11 protein-coding genes and 1 pseudogene are annotated in these 17,149 nt (G+C 73.4%); 10 read left to right on the plus strand and 2 right to left on the minus strand.

Annotated features, from left to right (window positions below; genetic code table 11):
• The 5 genes and pseudogenes from NBM05_RS02555 to NBM05_RS02575 form a co-directional block, all read left to right on the plus strand.
• Positions 1 to 2,339 (plus strand): alpha/beta fold hydrolase (locus NBM05_RS02555; protein WP_254164906.1); only part of this gene is annotated, 2,339 nt, incomplete at its 5' end.
• A 151-nt stretch (positions 2,340 to 2,490) separates the two neighbouring features.
• A complete protein-coding gene (locus tag NBM05_RS02560; protein WP_254164907.1) occupies positions 2,491 to 2,700 on the plus strand; it encodes an MbtH family protein in 210 nt (69 codons plus the stop codon).
• Positions 2,697 to 3,671, plus strand: coding sequence for an ATP-binding cassette domain-containing protein (locus tag NBM05_RS02565; RefSeq protein WP_254164908.1), 975 nt, complete (start codon positions 2,697 to 2,699; stop codon positions 3,669 to 3,671). The genes NBM05_RS02560 and NBM05_RS02565 overlap by 4 nt, the downstream gene beginning before the upstream one ends.
• Positions 3,668 to 4,465, plus strand: a complete 798-nt coding sequence (locus tag NBM05_RS02570) for an ABC transporter permease (RefSeq protein WP_254164909.1) — start codon at positions 3,668 to 3,670, stop codon at positions 4,463 to 4,465. The genes NBM05_RS02565 and NBM05_RS02570 overlap by 4 nt, the downstream gene beginning before the upstream one ends.
• A 255-nt stretch (positions 4,466 to 4,720) precedes the next feature.
• Positions 4,721 to 5,844 (plus strand): annotated as a pseudogene (locus tag NBM05_RS02575) (acetyl-CoA C-acyltransferase).
• Between the two features lie 84 nt (positions 5,845 to 5,928).
• Here NBM05_RS02575 and NBM05_RS02580 read toward each other — a convergent pair.
• Together NBM05_RS02580 and NBM05_RS02585 are read right to left on the minus strand one after the other, a co-directional pair.
• Entirely contained in the window at positions 5,929 to 8,103 is a 2,175-nt protein-coding gene (locus tag NBM05_RS02580) for a PTS sugar transporter subunit IIABC (RefSeq protein WP_254164910.1), read from the minus strand.
• A 338-nt stretch (positions 8,104 to 8,441) separates the two neighbouring features.
• Positions 8,442 to 9,635: a cobalamin-independent methionine synthase II family protein gene (locus tag NBM05_RS02585; RefSeq protein ID WP_254164911.1), complete on the minus strand. Its 1,194-nt coding sequence runs from the start codon at positions 9,633 to 9,635 to the stop codon at positions 8,442 to 8,444.
• A 285-nt stretch (positions 9,636 to 9,920) separates the two neighbouring features.
• Between NBM05_RS02585 and ilvD the strand changes: the two genes are divergently transcribed.
• From ilvD to NBM05_RS02610, 5 genes are all read left to right on the plus strand, one after another.
• A complete protein-coding gene (gene ilvD / locus NBM05_RS02590; protein ID WP_254164912.1) occupies positions 9,921 to 11,762 on the plus strand; it encodes a dihydroxy-acid dehydratase in 1,842 nt (613 codons plus the stop codon).
• A gap of 5 nt (positions 11,763 to 11,767) precedes the next feature.
• Positions 11,768 to 12,643 carry an FAD-dependent oxidoreductase gene (locus tag NBM05_RS02595; protein WP_254164914.1) on the plus strand — a complete coding sequence of 292 codons (876 nt, stop codon included), beginning with the start codon at positions 11,768 to 11,770 and terminating at the stop codon, positions 12,641 to 12,643.
• 5 nt (positions 12,644 to 12,648) lie between these two features.
• Positions 12,649 to 13,086, plus strand: a complete 438-nt coding sequence (locus NBM05_RS02600; RefSeq protein ID WP_309248097.1) for an FAD-dependent oxidoreductase — start codon at positions 12,649 to 12,651, stop codon at positions 13,084 to 13,086.
• 154 nt (positions 13,087 to 13,240) lie between these two features.
• Positions 13,241 to 14,989 carry an amino acid permease gene (locus tag NBM05_RS02605; RefSeq protein ID WP_254164916.1) on the plus strand — a complete coding sequence of 583 codons (1,749 nt, stop codon included), beginning with the start codon at positions 13,241 to 13,243 and terminating at the stop codon, positions 14,987 to 14,989.
• Between the two features lie 791 nt (positions 14,990 to 15,780).
• Positions 15,781 to 16,875, plus strand: a complete 1,095-nt coding sequence (locus NBM05_RS02610; protein ID WP_254164918.1) for a CAP domain-containing protein — start codon at positions 15,781 to 15,783, stop codon at positions 16,873 to 16,875.
• Positions 16,876 to 17,149: the final 274 nt, after the last annotated feature.

The following is a 17,149-nucleotide window of genomic DNA, read 5'->3' on the forward strand; positions in this document are numbered from 1 at the left end:
GTGCCGAGGCGGCCCGGGCCGGGGCGGAGCGCGCGGGCCTCGACGGCCGGCGGCTGCTCGGCCTCGCCGACCTGTTGCGCTGGGACCTCCAGGTGCCCCGGCCCGCGTCGCCCGAGTCCGCGGCGCCGAAGCCCGCAAAGCCCGAGCCCGCGTTGCCCGAGCACGCGGCGGAGGCGCCCGCCCCGGGCCTCTCCGACCCGGCCTACCTGATCTTCACCTCCGGGACCACCGGGGAGCCCAAGGGGGTCCAGGTGCCCCACCGCGCGCTGGCGCACCTGCTCGCCTCGCACCGGGCGAGCGTGCTGCCCGGTCCCGGCGAGCCCCCGGCGCGCTTGGCCCACACCACCGGCGTCGGCTTCGACGCCGCGATGGACCCGCTGCTCTGGCTGGCCGACGGCCACGAGGTGCACGTCCTCCCGGACGCGGTCCGGCGCGACCCCCAGGCGCTGGTCGAGCGCTTCGCCGAGCAGGGGATCACGGCCTGGGAGACCACGCCCAGCTACGTCGCGGCCCTCGCGGCCCAGACGCGGCTGGCCGAGCACCTCGACGACCGCCCCGCGGAGGAGCCCTTCCACCTGATGCTGGGCGGGGAGCCCCTGGACCCGGGCCTGTGGTCGTGGCTGCGCGAGCGGCCCGCCGTGCGCGCCTGGAACCTGTACGGCCCCACGGAGGTGGGCGTCGACTCGATGGTGGCCCGCGTGGCCGACGCGGCGTCGCCCGAGCTCGGCGCGCCGACCGCCGGCACGGCCGCCTACGTCCTGGACGACCGCCTGCGCCCGGTGCCGCCGGGGGCCTCGGGAGAGCTGTGGCTCGCCGGGCCCCAGCTGGCCGACGGGTACGCGGGCCGCCCCGGGACCACCGCGCTGTCCTTCACCGCCGACCCCTTCGCCGCCGACGGCAGCCGGATGTACCGCACCGGCGACGTCGTGGTGGCGGGGGAGCCCGACGCCGGCGGCCGCGTGGCCGTCAAGACCCTCGGGCGCAGCGACGACCAGGTCAAGATCCGCGGCTACCGGGTGGAGCCCGGCGAGGTGGAGTCCCTGCTCCGCGCCGCCGACGGCGTCGCCCAGGCCGTGGTGCGCCCCCGGCGGACCGAGCGCGGCGCCGAGCTGATCGCCTGGGTGGTCCCGCGGGACCCGGAAGCGCAGCCGGGGGAGGAGCTCCTGGCCGAGCTGGGCCGCCGCGTCCCCGACTACATGGTCCCGGCGGCGCTCGCGACGATCCCCGAGGTCCCCCTGACCGCCAACGGGAAGGTCGACGAGGCGGCGCTCCCGCAGCCGCGCACCGCCGGTGGCACCGGCCGCGCGCCCCGGGAGGGCGCCGAGCGCGCCGTCGCCGAGGCCTACGAGCGCCTGCTGGGCGTCGAGGGGGTCGCCGCCGGCGACTCGTTCTTCGACCTCGGCGGCCACTCGTTCGTCGCGCAGCCGGTGGTCAGCGCCGTCAACGAGGCGCTCGGGACCGAGCTGCCGGTCCAGGCCGTCTTCCAGGCGCCCACCGTGGCCGGTCTCGCGGCCCTGGTCGAGGGCGGCGGGGGCGCCGTGGCCGAGAGCCTACGGCCCGTCCTGCCGCTGCGCCCGGAGGGCGACGCCGCCCCGCTCTTCGCCGTCCACCCGGCCAGCGGCCTCAGCTGGGCCTTCTCGGCCCTGCTGCCCCACGTGGCGCAGGACCGCCCGGTGATGGGGCTGCAGATGCCCGGGATCGCCCCGGACGAGCCCGAACGCGCCGAGCCGGAGGACCTCGACGAGCTCGTGGCCGACTACCTGGACACGATCCTGGAGATCCAACCGGAGGGGCCGTACCACCTGGTCGGCTGGTCCTTCGGCGGGCGGCTGGCGCAGGCCATCGCCGCCCGGCTGCGGGACCGGGGCCGGGAGGTCGCGACGCTGGGGCTCATCGACGCCTACCCGAGCGAGGAGGCGCTGGCCGGCGTCGCGGACGAGCAGCGCATGTGGCGCGGCCTGCTCGCCGCCCACGGGCTCACCGAGGGCCTGCCGGAGGAGCTGGGCGCGGGCGCCGTGCTCGAGACCCTGCGGGCCGCGGGCAACCCCCTGGGCGACGTCCCCGAGCGGACGGTGGAGCGGATCGCGCGGCGCTTCCGCCGGACGGGCCGGATCCTCGACGAGGCCCCGATCCCGACCTTCGACGGCAACCTCCACGTCTTCGAGGCGACGCGCGAGGTCCCCGCCGGGCGCCCCGCCCCGGAGGCCTGGGAGGAGCACGTCACGGGACGGGTGACCAGCAGCGCGGTCGACGCCGCTCACGACGGCATGCTGGCCCCCGCCGCGGTCGCCCAGATGGCCCCCGACCTGCGTCGATTGCTTTCGGCGTCACGCGATTGACCGCGGGGCGGCGGCGATCCGATCCCGCATCGGCCCATCCGAATCCGCGGCGGCGACGAATACCGGGTAGTACGAAAGACGTAACCGATAGGACCCATCGACACCCGTGCCCGGCGACCCCGCCGGGCGGGGAGAAGCGAGTGCGAGAGAGATGACGAACCCCTTCGACAACGAGGACGGACAGTTCCGCGTGCTGGTCAACGAGCTCCGGCAGCACTCCCTGTGGCCGGACTTCGCCGACGTGCCCCAGGGCTGGGTGGCGGTCTACGGGCCGGCCGCGCGCCGGGACTGCCTGGACTACGTCGAGGAGAACTGGCGGGACATCACCCCGGTCGCCGACCGGGACCTGGCCGCCTCGTGATCTCACTGCGCGGGGTCGGCAAGAGCTTCGGCGGCTTCCGGGCCTTGGACGGCGTGGACCTGGAGGTGCCCGCCGGGCGCGTCCAGGGCCTGCTCGGCCCCAACGGCGCCGGGAAGACGACGTCGGTCCGCGTCCTGACCACCCTGCTGGAGCCCGACGACGGCGACGCCCTGGTGGCCGGCCACAGCGTGCGGACCGAGCCCCACGAGGTGCGCCGCCGCCTGGGCGTCTCCGGCCAGTACGCCGCGGTGGACGACAAGCTGACCGGCCACGAGAACCTGACCCTCGTGGGCGAGCTCTACGGCATGCGCCGCCGGGAGGCCAAGGCCCGGGCCCAGGAGCTGCTGGAGCACTTCCGGCTCGACACCGTCCCCCGCGGGCAGCGCGCCGGCACCTACTCCGGCGGGATGAAGCGCCGCCTGGACCTGGCCGGCGCGATCGTGGCCCGGCCCCCCGTGGTCATCCTCGACGAGCCGACCACCGGGCTGGACCCGCGCGGCCGCCGGGACACGTGGGACGCGATCTCGGACCTGGCCGCGGGCGGCACCACGGTGCTGCTGACCACCCAGTACCTCGAGGAGGCGGACGAGCTGGCCGACTCGATCGCCGTGATCGACGCCGGCCGGATCATCGCCGAGGGCACGGCCGGGGAGCTCAAGGCCCAGGCGGGGGGCTCGCGGATCGACGTCCTGCTGGTCCCGGGGGCGCCGCCCGAGGGCGCCCTGCGCGCGGTCGCGGAGGCGGCCCCCGGCGCCGAGTACGACCAGCGGGCGCACCGGATCACCGCCTCCGCGCCGGACGGGCCCGAGACCCTGCGGCGGGTGCTCGGCCGCCTCGCCGCGGCCGGGGAGCCGGTCGCCGAGGCGGCCCTGCGCCAGCCCACCCTGGACGAGGTCTTCCTGAAGATCACGGGGACGCCGGGCGCGGCCCGCCTCCCGGCCGAAGCCTCCACCGGAAGGAGCGACTCATGAGCGCGGCCACCGCACTGCGCGACGGCGTCGTCATCGCGCGCCGCAACATCGTCAACGTCCGCAGGACGCCGGGGGCCCTGGTCACCGGCGTCGCCCAGCCGATCATCTTCGTCCTCATCCTCGCCTTCGTCTTCGGCGGGGCGCTGGGCGGCGGGGCGTACCGGCAGTTCCTGATCGGCGGGATCCTCGCCCAGACGCTGACGTTCAACTCCTCCTTCACCGCCGTGTACCTCGCGAAGGACCTGCAGCAGGGCATCGTGGACCGGTTCCGCGCCCTGCCGATGTCGCGGGTGGGCGTGATCCTGGGGCGCACCAGCTCCGACCTGGTCACCAGCGTGATCTCCCTGGTCGTGATCCTGGCCTGCGGCCTGGCCATCGGCTGGCGGACGCACGCGGACCCGGCCAGCGTGGTCCTGACGTTCCTCCTGCTGCTGCTCTTCGCCTTCGCGGTCTCCTGGATCGGCGCGGTGATCGCGCTGACCGCCCGCAGCGTCGAGGTCGCGCAGAGCCTCGGGCTGCTGTGGCTGTTCCCGGTCTGCTTCATCTCCGGGGCCTTCGTCTCCGCCGAGATGCTGCCCGGGCCGCTGCGGCTGATCGCGCAGTGGAACCCGGTGACCGCGGTGGCGACCGCGGCGCGCGAGGGCTTCGGCAACCCGGCCCCCGCGGGGTTCGAGGCCGCCGGGGGGTGGCCGGCGGAGCACGCGCCGCTCTACGCGCTGCTGTGCTGCCTGGCGATCATCGCGGTCTTCGCCCCGCTCGCCGTGGCGCAGTACCGGAGGATCAGCCGGCGCTGACCCGCCCCCGGAGCTGCACCCGCCTGCGGAACCGGCCCGCCCGTGGAACCGGTCCCGCCTGCGGAACCGGCCCCCTGCGGAGCCTGACTCCGCCTCCCGAACTGCCCCGCCTCCGGGGCGCCCGCCTCGGCGGCGGCCGCCCCTCGGTACGATGAGACGCAGGACACCATCGCCGGACACCGCCAGGGAGCCCACGTGCAGCAGCCGAACGACGTCGTCATCCTCGCCGGGGCGCGCACCCCGCAGGGCCGGATCATGGGGCGGCTCGCCCCGCTGAGCGCCGTGGAGCTCGGCGGCCGGGCCATCGCGGCGGCGCTCGAGCGGGCCGGCGTCGACCCCGGGCTCGTGGACCAGGTCCTCATGGGCCAGGTGATCCAGGCGGGTGCGGGCCAGAACCCGGCCAAACAGGCGGCGCTGCGGGCGGGCATCCCGCGCCGCGCCCCCGCGACCACGCTGAACAAGGTGTGCCTGTCCGGGCTGCTGGCCGTCACCGACGCCGCCCGGCTGATCCGGCTGGGGGAGGCCGAGGTGGTGGTCGCGGGCGGCCAGGAGTCGATGTCCGGCGCGCCGCACCTGGCCCCCGGGATCCGGGCCGGGCGGACCTACGGCGACCTGCGGCTGCTCGACGCCGTGGCCCGGGACGGGCTGACTGACGCCGAGGACGGCCGCAGCATGGGCGAGGGCGCCGACGCGGACAACGCCGCCCGCGGGATCGGGCGCGCGGTCCAGGACGAGATCGCGGCGGCCTCGCACCGGCGGGCCGGGGAGGCCGCCGCGGCCGGGGTCTTCGCGGCGGAGATCGTGCCGGTCGAGGTGCCCGGGCGCCGCGGGTCGGAGAGGGTCGACGCCGACGAGGGCGTGCGCCCCGACTCCACGTCCGAGGCGCTGGCGGGCCTGCGGCCGGCCTTCCGGGAGGGCGGGACCATCACCGCCGGGAACTCCTCGCCGCTCTCTGACGGAGCGGCCGCGCTGGTGCTCGCCTCGCGGGCCTACGCCGAGCGGCACGGGCTGCCGCGGCTGGCCGAGGTCGGCGCCTCGGGGCAGACCGCCGGGCCCGACGCCTCGCTGCACTCCCAGCCCTCGCGCGCGGCCGCGGCGGCCCTGCGCCGGGCGGGGTGGACGGCGTCGGAGGTGGACCTCTGGGAGATCAACGAGGCGTTCGCCGCCGTGTCCTACCAGTCCGCGCGGGACCTGGGGCTCGACGCCGCGCGGGTCAACGTCCACGGCGGGGCCATCGCGCTGGGGCACCCGATCGGCGCCTCGGGCGCGCGGCTGGCGCTGCACGCCGCGCTGGAGCTCTCCCGGCGGGGCGGGGGGCGGGGCCCGGTCGCGCTGTGCGGGGCGGCGGGCAGGGCGAGGCGCTGCTGCTGTCCCGCTGAGGCGGGGCCGGCCGCCGGCCGCCGTCAGACCCGACGCGGCCGGGCGGTCAGCGGGCCGCGCCGCCCGCCGGCCCCGGCGTCGTCCTACTTCTGCACCGGGTCCCGGCGGCCCAGGCGGACCTTCTTGACGTCCCGCGCCTTCTCGACGTCGGCGTCCTTGAAGCCGAAGAACCAGGTCAGCACGAAGGACACGGTCAGCGCGGCGCCCGAGGCGATGAGGTAGCCCCAGAAGCTGGCGTCCAGGCCCTCGGGGTTGACGAAGGACGTGAACCCGACCAGGGCGCCCGTGAAGCCCCACATGTTGACGTTGAGGATCCCGGTGAGGAAGCCGCCGACGGCGCCGCCGGCCAGGGCCATGACGAACACGCGCCCGTACTTGAGGTTGACGCCGTACATGGCGGGCTCGGTGATGCCGCAGAACGCGGAGATCGCGGCCGGGCCGGACAGCGTCTTGATCTTCTGGACGCGGGACTTGAAGAACACCGCGAGCACGGCGCCGCCCTGGGCGACCATGGTCGCGGAGACGATCGCGTTGAGCGAGGAGCTGCCGGTGGCCGCGATGTCCTGGGCGATCAGCGGGATCACGGCCCAGTGCAGGCCGAAGATCACCAGGCACTGGTAGAGACCGCCGATGACCAGCCCGGAGACCGTGGGCGAGAGGTCGTACAGACCCTGGATGCCGGCCGCGATGCCGCCCGAGAGGAACGTGACCACGGGCCCCAGCACCAGCAGGATCGCGAGCGAGACCACGACCACCTCGATCAGCGGCAGGAAGATCATGCGCACGGTCACCGGGATGACCTTCTTGAGCCACGGCTCCAGGATCGAGGCGAGCCAGGCGGCCACGATGATCGGGAAGATCGAGTAGGTGTAGGCGGCCATGTGGTACGGCAGGCCGAAGAACTCGGCGTTGAGGGACATCCCCAGGATCGACTGCTGCCCGTCGGTCTCGGAGATCGAGACCAGCGACGGGTAGGTGAGCACGCCGCCGACGATCGCCACGATGATCGGGTCCGCCCCGAGCCGCCGGGCCGCGGTGAAGCCGACGAAGATCGGCAGGAAGAAGAACACGGAGTCGCTCATCGCGTTGATGACGGCGTAGGTCTGGCTCTCCTCGGTGATCGCGCCGAAGGTCAGCAGCAGGGACAGGATCCCCTTGATGATGCCCGAGGCGGCCAGCAGGCCGATCACCGGGATCATGGAGCCGGTGATCACGCCGATCAGCGAGCTGAAGCCGTGCTTGACCCAGCCCCACGCGGTGCTGGGGCGCTCGACGTCGTCCTCGCCCGCGGCCTGCTCGCCGGACGCCTTCTCCTCGCCGAGCTGGGCCACGACGGCGTCGTACACGTCCTCCACGGCCGGGCCGATCACCACCTGGTACTGCCCGCCGGCCTTCACGACGTCGATCACGCCGTCCAGGTCCGCGACGACGTCGTCGTCCGCCTTCGCCTGGTCCTTGAGATAGAAGCGCACCCGGGTGATGCAGTGGGTGACGCTGCGGATGTTGCCCTTGCCGCCGATGTGCTTCAGGATGTCCCAGGCCAGCGCGTCGAAGCCCTCGAGGTCGGCGGGGCGCTCGGAGTCCTCGCGGGTGGCGACGCCGCCGCCCGGGGCCGCCTCGTCGCCGTCGCCCGCCGCGTCGCCGGACGCCGCGGCACCGGCCGTGGCCTCGCCGCCGGACGCCGCCCCGCCGCCTGCCAACGCCTCGCCGCCGGACGCCGAGGCCGATGCCGACGCCACGGACCGCCCGTCCGCGGCCTCCGCCGCCTCCTCGCGCTCCTTCAGCCCGGCGGTGGCCGCGGCCTCGCCGGCCTCGACCTGCCGCGGGTTGACCTCGAGCGAGGCCAGGACCTTGGGGGTGTTGGTGACCGCGAGGATGACGGTCGAGTCCTTGCCGCCCTCGCGGATGGCCTCGACGTCCATCCGACCGATCTCCTGGCCGGCCTCGACCTCGTCCCCCTTGCCCACGTGGAGGGTGAACGGCCTGCCCTCCAGCTCCACGGTGTCGATGCCGAGGTGGACCAGGACGTCCAGGCCGTCCGGGGTGCGGAAGCCCAGGGCGTGCTTGGACTCGGCGGACATGGTGACCTTGCCGCTGACCGGCGCGAGGACGGCGCCGCCGGGCGGGTCGCTGACCCCGAATCCGTCCCCCACGAGCTTCTTGGAGAAGACCGGGTCCGGCACCTCCTCGATGCCGACCACGCGGCCGGCCACCGGGGAGAGGAGTTCGACGGTCTTCGATTCGGAATGCGGGGCCATGCAGGGTCTCCTCAGCGTCGAGGTCTGCCGGTGCCCTCCCGAGGTCGGGCACCGGTGCGAATGGTATGCATCACACTATCCGCACCGGCCTGACGAGGCCGTTCATTAACGAGTCCGGCCCCTCGCGCGTGGCGAGGGGCCGGCGTGAGATGGGGATCTCGCGAGTCGCGGGAGGCCGCCGGGGAGCATGGGGTCTCCCGGCCGGGGCCAGGATCCCTCGACTCGCCTCTCAGACTAGACGGGTGCGGGCGCCTCCGGGCCGTGCGAGGGTGCCGTGCGCGCGGCATCGGTGCCGAACCGATCAGGGGGCGAGCGCGGGAGGGTCCGCCCGGTCCCGCTCAGAACAGCCGCCCGCTCGCGATCCGCGCGCCCTCGGTCAGCGACCGCAGCTTCGCCTCCGCGATCTCCGGGTGGATGCGCCCGCCCAGCCCGCAGTCGGTCGAGGCGATCACGTTCTCCCGCCCCACCACGGAGGCGTACTGCTCGATCCGCTGCGCGACCAGCTCGGGGTGCTCGACGACGTTGGTCGAGTGGGAGACGACGCCGGGCAGGATCAGCTTCCCCTCGGGCAGCTTCACACCCTCCCAGTCCTTCCACTCGTGGGCGTGGCGGACGTTGGCGGCCTCGAAGCTGTAGGCCCCGGCGTCGATCGTGAACAGCGACTCGATGAGGTGCTTGATCTCGATGTCGGTGGTGTGCGGCCCGTGCCAGGAGCCCCAGCACAGGTGGAAGCGCACCTGCTCCTCGGGGATGCCGCGCAGCGCGTAGTTGGCGGCCTCGATGGCCAGCCGGTTGAAGCGCAGGTACTCCTCGATCGTGGGCTCGGGGTTGAGCTGGTCCCACGCCTCGGCGATCGAGGGGTCGTCGAGCTGCACGATCAGCCCGGCGTCGGTGATGGCCTTGTACTCCTCGTGGAGGACGTCGGCCCACGCGTAGATGAACTCCTCGTCGGTCGCGTAGTGGCGGTTGCCGATCCGCGAGGCCGAGCCGGGGGAGAGCGCGGCGACGAAGGCCTCCGAGGCCCCGCTGCGCTCGACGGCGCCGGTCAGGTTGCGGATGTCCGCCGCGACGGCGTCCCCGCCCTCGTAGGTCAGGGGCCCGGTGGCGATGGGGAACTCGCGCGAGGGGTCGTTGCCCAGCTCGAGCTCGGCGTAGAAGTCGGCGAAGCGGGTCCAGTCGCGGCGCACCGCGAAGCTGTTGTACCGGCCGTTGCCCGGGGTCTTGAGGATCTCGTCGAAGGTCACGCCGTCGACGACGTCGAGCCCGCCGGTCCGCGCGAAGGAGTAGTGCCACCACGCGCCGTAGTCGACCGTGCCGGCCATCGCGTGGCCGTACTCGCCGTCGTTGACGGTGTCGAGGCCGATCTCGACCTGCCGCGCCACGACCTCGTCCACCGAGCGGGTCAGGACGGACCGGAAGTCCTCCTCGCTCAGCGAGCCGTCCCGCCGGGCCGCGTTGGCCTCGCGCAGGGCCGTGGGGCGCGGCAGCGAGCCGACGTGGGTGGTGCGGATGCGGTCCGAGCTGTTGAGCATGCTTCCTCCTGGGGTCGTGTCGCGGGGAGGGCCCGCCGCCCGGACGGCGTCGTGCGCTCCCCTCCCAGCTTGGCCCGCCCGGGGCCTCCGTGCCAACCGCCCTCCGGGATCACGGCGGTGTGACGACATGACGGCGCGACCGGTGCATATGAAGCACGAGGCATCCTTCTCGACGCCGATGGGTGAGACGATGTTTCAGCATCCGAGACGGGGGAGGGTGAGTGCGGGCCGCCCCCGCACCGGGAGTACCCTCTTTAACAGCATGTCTGACCTGAGGAGGAGCCCATGCCCGAGCTGCGCTCGAGAACATCCACGTCCGGACGCAACATGGCCGGCGCCCGCGCCCTGTGGCGCGCCACCGGCATGAAGAGCGAGGACTTCGGCAAGCCCATCGTCGCGATCGCGAACTCCTTCACCCAGTTCGTCCCCGGCCACGTCCACCTCAAGAACATGGGCTCGCTCGTGGCCGGCGCCATCGAGGAGGCCGGCGGCGTCGCCAAGGAGTTCAACACGATCGCCGTGGACGACGGCATCGCGATGGGCCACGACGGCATGCTCTACTCGCTGCCCTCGCGCGACATCATCGCCGACTCGGTCGAGTACATGGTCAACGCGCACCGCGCCGACGCCCTGGTCTGCATCTCCAACTGCGACAAGATCACCCCCGGCATGCTCATGGCCGCGATGCGCCTGAACATCCCGGTCGTCTTCGTCTCGGGCGGGCCCATGGAGTCGGGCAACGCGATCGAGGGCGTGATCGAGCACCGCCTGGACCTGGTGGACGCGATGTCCTACGCCGTGGACGAGAGCGTGACCGACGAGCAGCTCGCCCAGATCGAGGAGAACGCCTGCCCGACCTGCGGCTCCTGCTCCGGCATGTTCACCGCCAACTCGATGAACTGCCTGACCGAGGCGCTCGGCCTCTCGCTGCCCGGCAACGGCACGACGCTGGCCACGCAGGTCGCGCGCAAGGAGCTGTTCCTCAAGGCCGGCCGCACCGTCGTCGAGCTCGCCAAGAAGTACTACGAGGAGGACGACGAGTCGGTCCTGCCGCGCAACATCGGCAACAAGAGCGCGTTCGGCAACGCGATGGCGCTCGACGTCGCGATGGGCGGCTCGACCAACACCGTGCTGCACATCCTGGCCGCCGCGCAGGAGGCCGAGATCGACTTCACCCTGAAGGACATCGACCGGATCTCCCGGCGGGTGCCGTGCCTGACCAAGGTCGCGCCCAACTCGACCCGCTTCCACATCGAGCACGTCCACAAGGCCGGCGGCATCCCCGCGATCCTCGGCGAGCTGGACCGCGCCGGGCTGTTCACCCACGAGGGCGTGCGCACCGTGCACGCCGAGTCGGTGGACGCGTGGCTCGACGAGTGGGACATCCGCCGCGAGACCGCGAGCGAGCGCGCCCGCGAGCTGTTCCTCGCCGCCCCGGGCGGGGTCCGCACCACGCAGGCGTTCTCCACGGCCAATAAGTTCGACTCGCACGACGTCGACCCCGAGGATGGCTGCATCCGCTCGGTCGAGCACGCCTACACCAAGGACGGCGGCCTGGCCGTCCTGTTCGGCAACATCGCCGAGGACGGCGCGATCATCAAGACCGCCGGCATCGACGAGTCGCTGTTCCACTTCACCGGCAAGGCCTTCGTGGTCGAGTCCCAGGACGAGGCCGTCTTCGAGATCCTCTCCAAACACGTGAACCCGGGCGACATCGTCGTCATCCAGTACGAGGGGCCCAAGGGCGGGCCGGGCATGCAGGAGATGCTGTACCCGACGTCGTACCTCAAGGGGCTCGGGCTGGGGAAGGACTGCGCGCTCATCACCGACGGGCGGTTCTCCGGCGGCACCTCGGGGCTGTCGATCGGGCACATCTCGCCCGAGGCGGCCTCCGGCGGCGCGGTGGGCCTGATCCAGCACGGGGACGAGATCGAGATCGACGTCGCGAACCGCGTGCTGCGCGTCAACGTCTCCGACGAGGAGCTGGCCGCCCGGCGCGAGGCCCGCGGCCCGCTGCCCTGGAAGCCGACCAAGCCGCGCGAGCGCGAGGTCTCCCGCGCGCTGCGCGCCTACGCCTCGATGGTCACCAGCGCCGACAAGGGCGCGGTCCGCGTGGTCCCGGAGTAGGACCCGTGGATCAGCGGGAGGCGGCCGACGTCGTGGTGGTCGGGGCCGGCCTGACGGGCGCCGCCGCGGCCTGGCGCCTCGCCCAGGCGGGCCGGGACGTGCTGGTCCTCGAGCGCGACGTCCCGGCGGGGCGCCTGGGCTCCTCGCACGGCTCGGCGCGGATCTTCCGCTACGGGTACGCCGACGGCTTCTACACCGACCTGCTGCGCCGCGCCGAGGCCGGCTGGCGCGAGCTGGAGGAGGCCTCGGGCGCGCGCCTGATCACCCGGACCGGCGGCCTCGACTTCGGCCCCGAGCGTCGCCTCGACGCGGTCGCCGGCGCCTTCGCCGCGGCGGGCCGGCCCCACGAGCTACTCGCCGCCGGGGAGGCCGCCGAGCGCTGGCCGGGCATCTCCTTCGACTCCCCGGCGCTCTTCCAGCCCGACGCCGGGGTCCTCGACGCCGAGGGCACGGTCGCCGCGCTGCTCGACGCCGCCCGGGCCGCCGGCGCGCGGGTCCTGACCGGCTGGGACGTGGCCTCGGTGCGCGAGGGCCCCGCGGGACCGGCGGCTACGAGGTCCTCGCCCGGGACGGGCGCCGGGCGAGCGCGGGCCGGGTCGTGGTGGCCGCGGGCGGCTGGCTCCCGGGCCTGCTGGGCGAGCTGCCCCTGCCGCCCGGCTGCCTCGAACGGCTCCCGGCGCTGCGGGTCATGCAGGAGGCGGCGTTCCACTTCCCCTACCGCGACGGGGTGGACGCGGCCGGTCCGGCGACGCATTCCGCCCCCGGTCCGGCGGCGCCCTCCGCCCCCGGCTCGCCGCCGCATTCCGCCCCCGCGGCCGGTCCGGTTCCGCCCTCCGCCCCGGGCCCGCCGTCTGCGACCCCCGCCCCCTGGCCCGTCCTGATCCACATGGGGGACGGCCTGCCGGTCTACGCCCTGCCCGGCGGGCGCGACGCCGGGCACCGCGGGCAGAAGGTCGCCCGGTTTAACGCGGGGCGGCCCCTGCGCGACGCCTCCGGGCAGGACCTCCGGATCACCGAGGCGCAGCGCCGCGACGTCGTGGACTTCGTCCGGGAGCGGCTGCCCGGCCTCGTCCCCGAGCCCTACGCCGAGACCACCTGCCTGTTCACCAACACGCCCGGCGAGGACTTCGTGCTGGACCGGTGGGACGGCGTCGTGGTCGCCTCGCCGTGCTCGGGCCACGGCGGCAAGTTCGCGCCCCTGCTGGGCGAGCTGCTCCGGGACCTGACCCTGCCCGAGGACCCCGCGGCGGGGCTCGACGCCGTCCCCGGCCGCTTCCAGCCGTGGCACGGGACCCCGGTGCGGCGCGAGGGCGGCGTGTCCTGAGCGGGAGCGGGCAGCCTCCGGGGGGCGCCCCGGCGTCGTGTTTCCTCTTGATCAACTTATGGTGTGTCTGAGATTACACTTTGGCGTGCGGGGGGCGTAGGCTACCGGGAGCACCGCGTGCTCAGCGCGGGGACCGTCGCAGGGAAGGTGTCACATGAGCAGCTCGTCCACCCCGGGAGCGGGGGCAGGTGCCGGGACGGAGACGGCGTCGCAGGGGCGGCCCGCGGCCGACCCGCAGGGCGCCTTCGCCGAGGAGCAGGCGGGGTTCCACAAAAGCCTCCGCCCGCGGCAGATCCAGATGATCGCCATCGGCGGCTCGATCGGCACGGGGCTGTTCCTGGGCGCCGGCGGCCGGCTCGAGTCGGCCGGGCCGGCCCTGTTCGTCGTCTACGCGATCGCCGGGTTCTTCGGCTACCTCATCCTGCGCCAGCTCGGCGAGCTCGTGGTGCACCGGCCGTCGTCGGGCTCCTTCGTCTCTTACTGCCGCGAGTTCTACGGCGAGCGCTCCGCCTACTTCACCGGCTGGATGTACTGGCTCAGCTGGGCCGCGACGACCATCGTCGACGCGACCGCGATCGCGATCTACGTCCGCTGGTTCGGGCAGTACAGCGAGTTCGTCGCGAGCATCCCGCAGTGGGTCATCGCCTTCGTCGTGATCGCCGTGGTGGTGGCGATGAACCTGATCTCCGTCAAGGTCTTCGGCGAGCTGGAGTTCTGGTTCGCGCTCATCAAGGTGCTGGCGCTGGTGATCTTCATGGTCGTGGGCATCTTCTTCGTGATCTTCGGGACGCCCACCGGCTCGGTCACGGGTCTCTCCCTGATCACGGACAACGGCGGGCTCATCCCCAACGGCCTGCTCCCGGCGCTGGTGGTCTCGCAGGGCGTGGTCTTCGCCTACTCGGGCATCGAGCTGGTCGGCACGGCCTCGGGTGAGACGGAGAACGCGCAGAAGACCATCCCCAAGGCCATCAACACGGTGATCCTGCGCATCGCGATCTTCTACGTCGGCTCGGTCCTGCTGCTGACCCTCCTGCTGCCCTACACCGCCTACTCGGCCGACGAGTCGCCGTTCGTCACGTTCTTCTCCTCGATCGGGGTCGACGCCGCCGGGCCCATCATGCAGCTGGTGGTCATCACCGCGGCGCTCTCCTCCCTGAACGCCGGGCTGTTCTCCACGGGGCGCGTGATGCACTCGATGGCCATGAACGGCTCGGCGCCCCGGTTCGCGGGGATCCTCAGCAAGTCGGGCGTGCCGTTCGGCGGGATCCTGCTGACCGCGGTGGTCGCGCTGCTCGGCGTCGTGCTCAACTACTACGTCCCGGAGCAGGCCTTCGAGATCGTCCTGAACGTCTCGGCGGTCGGCATCATCGTCGGCTGGGCCGGCATCACGATGCCGCACCTGAAGTTCATCAGCCTGACCCGGCAGGGCGTGCACGAGCGGCCCGGGTACCGGGCCCCGCTGGCGCCCTTCACCAACTACCTCACGATGGCCTTCCTGGTGGGCGTCGTCGTGCTCATCGCCTTCGACTTCCCCGTGGGGACCTACACGCTCGCCTCGATGGCGATCGTGATCCCGCTGCTGGTCCTCGGGTGGTTCGTCGTGCGGCACCGGGTGCGGGAGATCGCCGAGGCCCGGGAGGGGTACACCGGCACCTACCCGGTGATCGTGGAGCCGATCTCGCTGCAGGACTCTCGGCGGGCGCCGGCCAAGAACGGCGCCAAGGTCTACATCCACGTCCGGGAGGACGAGGGTGAGGGGGAGGCGCCCGCGGGCGGCCGCGGCGCGGCGGGCGGCCCCGGTGAGCGCCCCGACCGCGGTGAGCGTCCCGACTCCGGGCAGCGGCCCGACTCCGGTGAGCGGCCCGACCGCGGGGAGGGGCGCGGCCCGGGCGGCGAGGGCTGACCCTGCCGAGGCCTCGCGCCGGGCGCGCCGGCATCCCGCCGGCGGGTGCCCGGCTCGTCGCGAGGCCCTCCGCCGACGGGTCACCCTGCGTCACATCCTCTTCCCTGATCGATGTCGACGCCGCGCCCCTCCGCCGCGACCGGAGTCGCCACCGCCGCCCTGCCGAAGTGTTCGAGGGCGGCGTCGCGCTCGATTTCGCGCTGTTCCCGGGTGCCCGCCCGGATCGTCCCGAAGTCTCGTCTCGACCGGGATCGAGCGCGCCCCGGCGGTTCTCGACTCGCGTCACCTCACCTCCGCCTCACTAGTTGAAACGTCCCGGTGTGAACGGTCGCCGCGTCGTTCTGCGCCCGCCTCGGCCGCCCGCTGGGCCCCCTCGCACTCCTCGTCGAGGCGGTGGTTTTGATGGCGGTCGATGTCCCGATGGAGACGTTCGTTCTGGGGGCGGCGCTGCCTCTCGTTCCGACGCCGGTGCTCGGACGCCGTACGGCGCGACGCCGCTCTCCGGAGCTGGACTCTCACCCCGACTGCTGACGTTTTCACCAGTCAGCGACGAAGGCGCCCGGCCGGTCCCTCTGGACCGGCCGGGCGCCTTCGTCTTTCGTCGCGTCTGATCAGACTTTGGTCGTGATCTGTGGGCAAGTCGGGTGAATCCCTAGAACTCCCTGAATCACGGTGATATATATTTTTTCGCAAGCTAAGGCAATTTCGTGACCTTTCCTTGATCTTCTTCCCCGCATCCGAGGTACCCCTGTGCCCTGCGCGCCCGGGGCACCTATCACTCGCATCGATCGTTGGAGAACGCAGTGGAGCAGACCATGACCCTGGACCTGGGGAACGCCCGAGCGGCCTTCGCGCGGCGGTACGTGCCGCGCCACATCGCCCCCGCCGCCCGGGGGGCGGGGATCGGACGGAAGGTCGGGGCGGGCGCGCTCGTCGCGGCCCTGGCCGCCGGCGGGCTCACCGCCGGGCAGATCGCCGCGGCGCCCCCCGCGCAGTCGGCGCAGAGCGACATCGTGCAGGTCAGCGCCGCCAAGCGGACCGCCGACACCCAGCGCATGCTGACCCTCATCAACCAGTACCGCGCGACCAAGGGCCTCAAGCCGGTCAGGTACTCGCGCACCCTGTCCGGGATCGTCCAGGAGCACTCGGACCGCCAGGTGGTCGCGGAGTCCTTCTGGCACTCCACGACCTTCATGACCGACCCCCGGGCGGGCCGGTGGACCCACACCAATGAGATCATCGCCCTGTCCCACCAGGACAGCGTGGACCAGCTCGTCAGCTGGTGGAAGTCCTCCCCGGCCCACAACGCGGCGCTGATCAGCCCGAAGGCGGAGGTGATCGGCATCGGCCTGACCTACGCCGACGGCAGCCTCCAGAACACCCGCCAGGGCTGGCGGCTCCTGTCCACGGTGAACCTCTACGGCTACGCCAACGGGGGAGCGCCAGCGGACGCCTCCACCGCGGTCAACGGCGCCCCGGCCCAGGCTCCGGCCCCCACCACGAACCCCGGCCTGGTCCCCTCGGGCACCTCGGGGTACACCCTCCGCGGCGCCATCGGCGACCGCTACCTCCGCGGGGGAGGGGCCGCCGTCTTCGGCAAGCCCGTCATGAACGAGGCGCCCTCCTCCGGCGGGGGTCAGTACCAGATCTTCGACCTGGCCGGGAAGCGCACCAAGATGCTGTGGACCCCCGCGACGGGCGCGCACCCCGTCAAGGAGTTCGGCGCCATCGGCTTCGAGTGGTCGCTGCGCGGCTACGAGCGCGGCTACGGCTACCCGCTGAACGGCGAGTACCAGGTGGGCAACGAGATGCGGCAAGACTTCTCCAACGGCTACACCCTGACGTGGAACATGAACAACGGGGCGCTGCGCGTGCTGCGGCGATAACGCCGCCGCAGCGCGCCGAACCGGCGCCGCACACCGCCGGGAGGGCCCGGGCCGACGACGTCGGTCCGGGCCCTTCCGCGTCCCGGGGCTCCGGGCCCGCCGGGAGGCCCGCCCGCTGAGGGGTGGCGACTCGTCAGGGGAGGCTCCCCGGGCGGCGTCGACGAGTCGTCACGGGCCGCTGGCATGGGAGGACGACGAGTCGTCGGCCCGCATCCGGGCGGATCCACGAGCGCCCCGGTGGCAGCCCGGCGGTTCGACGCGGCGTGCTGACGAG

It is taken from the genome of Rothia santali (assembly GCF_024199905.1).
Taxonomy (GTDB): Bacteria; Actinomycetota; Actinomycetes; order Actinomycetales; family Micrococcaceae; genus Rothia; species Rothia santali.

Bases quoted from the DNA above. Each gene is read 5' to 3' on its own strand.
- NBM05_RS02560 (WP_254164907.1), top strand. From the start codon at position 2,491: ATGACGAACCCCTTCGACAACGAGGACGGACAGTTCCGCGTGCTGGTC.
- NBM05_RS02605 (WP_254164916.1), top strand. From the start codon at position 13,241: ATGAGCAGCTCGTCCACCCCGGGAGCGGGGGCAGGTGCCGGGACGGAG.
- NBM05_RS02570 (WP_254164909.1), top strand. From the start codon at position 3,668: ATGAGCGCGGCCACCGCACTGCGCGACGGCGTCGTCATCGCGCGCCGC.
- NBM05_RS02580 (WP_254164910.1), bottom strand. From the start codon at position 8,103: ATGGCCCCGCATTCCGAATCGAAGACCGTCGAACTCCTCTCCCCGGTG.
- NBM05_RS02585 (WP_254164911.1), bottom strand. From the start codon at position 9,635: ATGCTCAACAGCTCGGACCGCATCCGCACCACCCACGTCGGCTCGCTG.
- ilvD (WP_254164912.1), top strand. From the start codon at position 9,921: ATGCCCGAGCTGCGCTCGAGAACATCCACGTCCGGACGCAACATGGCC.
- NBM05_RS02600 (WP_309248097.1), top strand. From the start codon at position 12,649: ATGGGGGACGGCCTGCCGGTCTACGCCCTGCCCGGCGGGCGCGACGCC.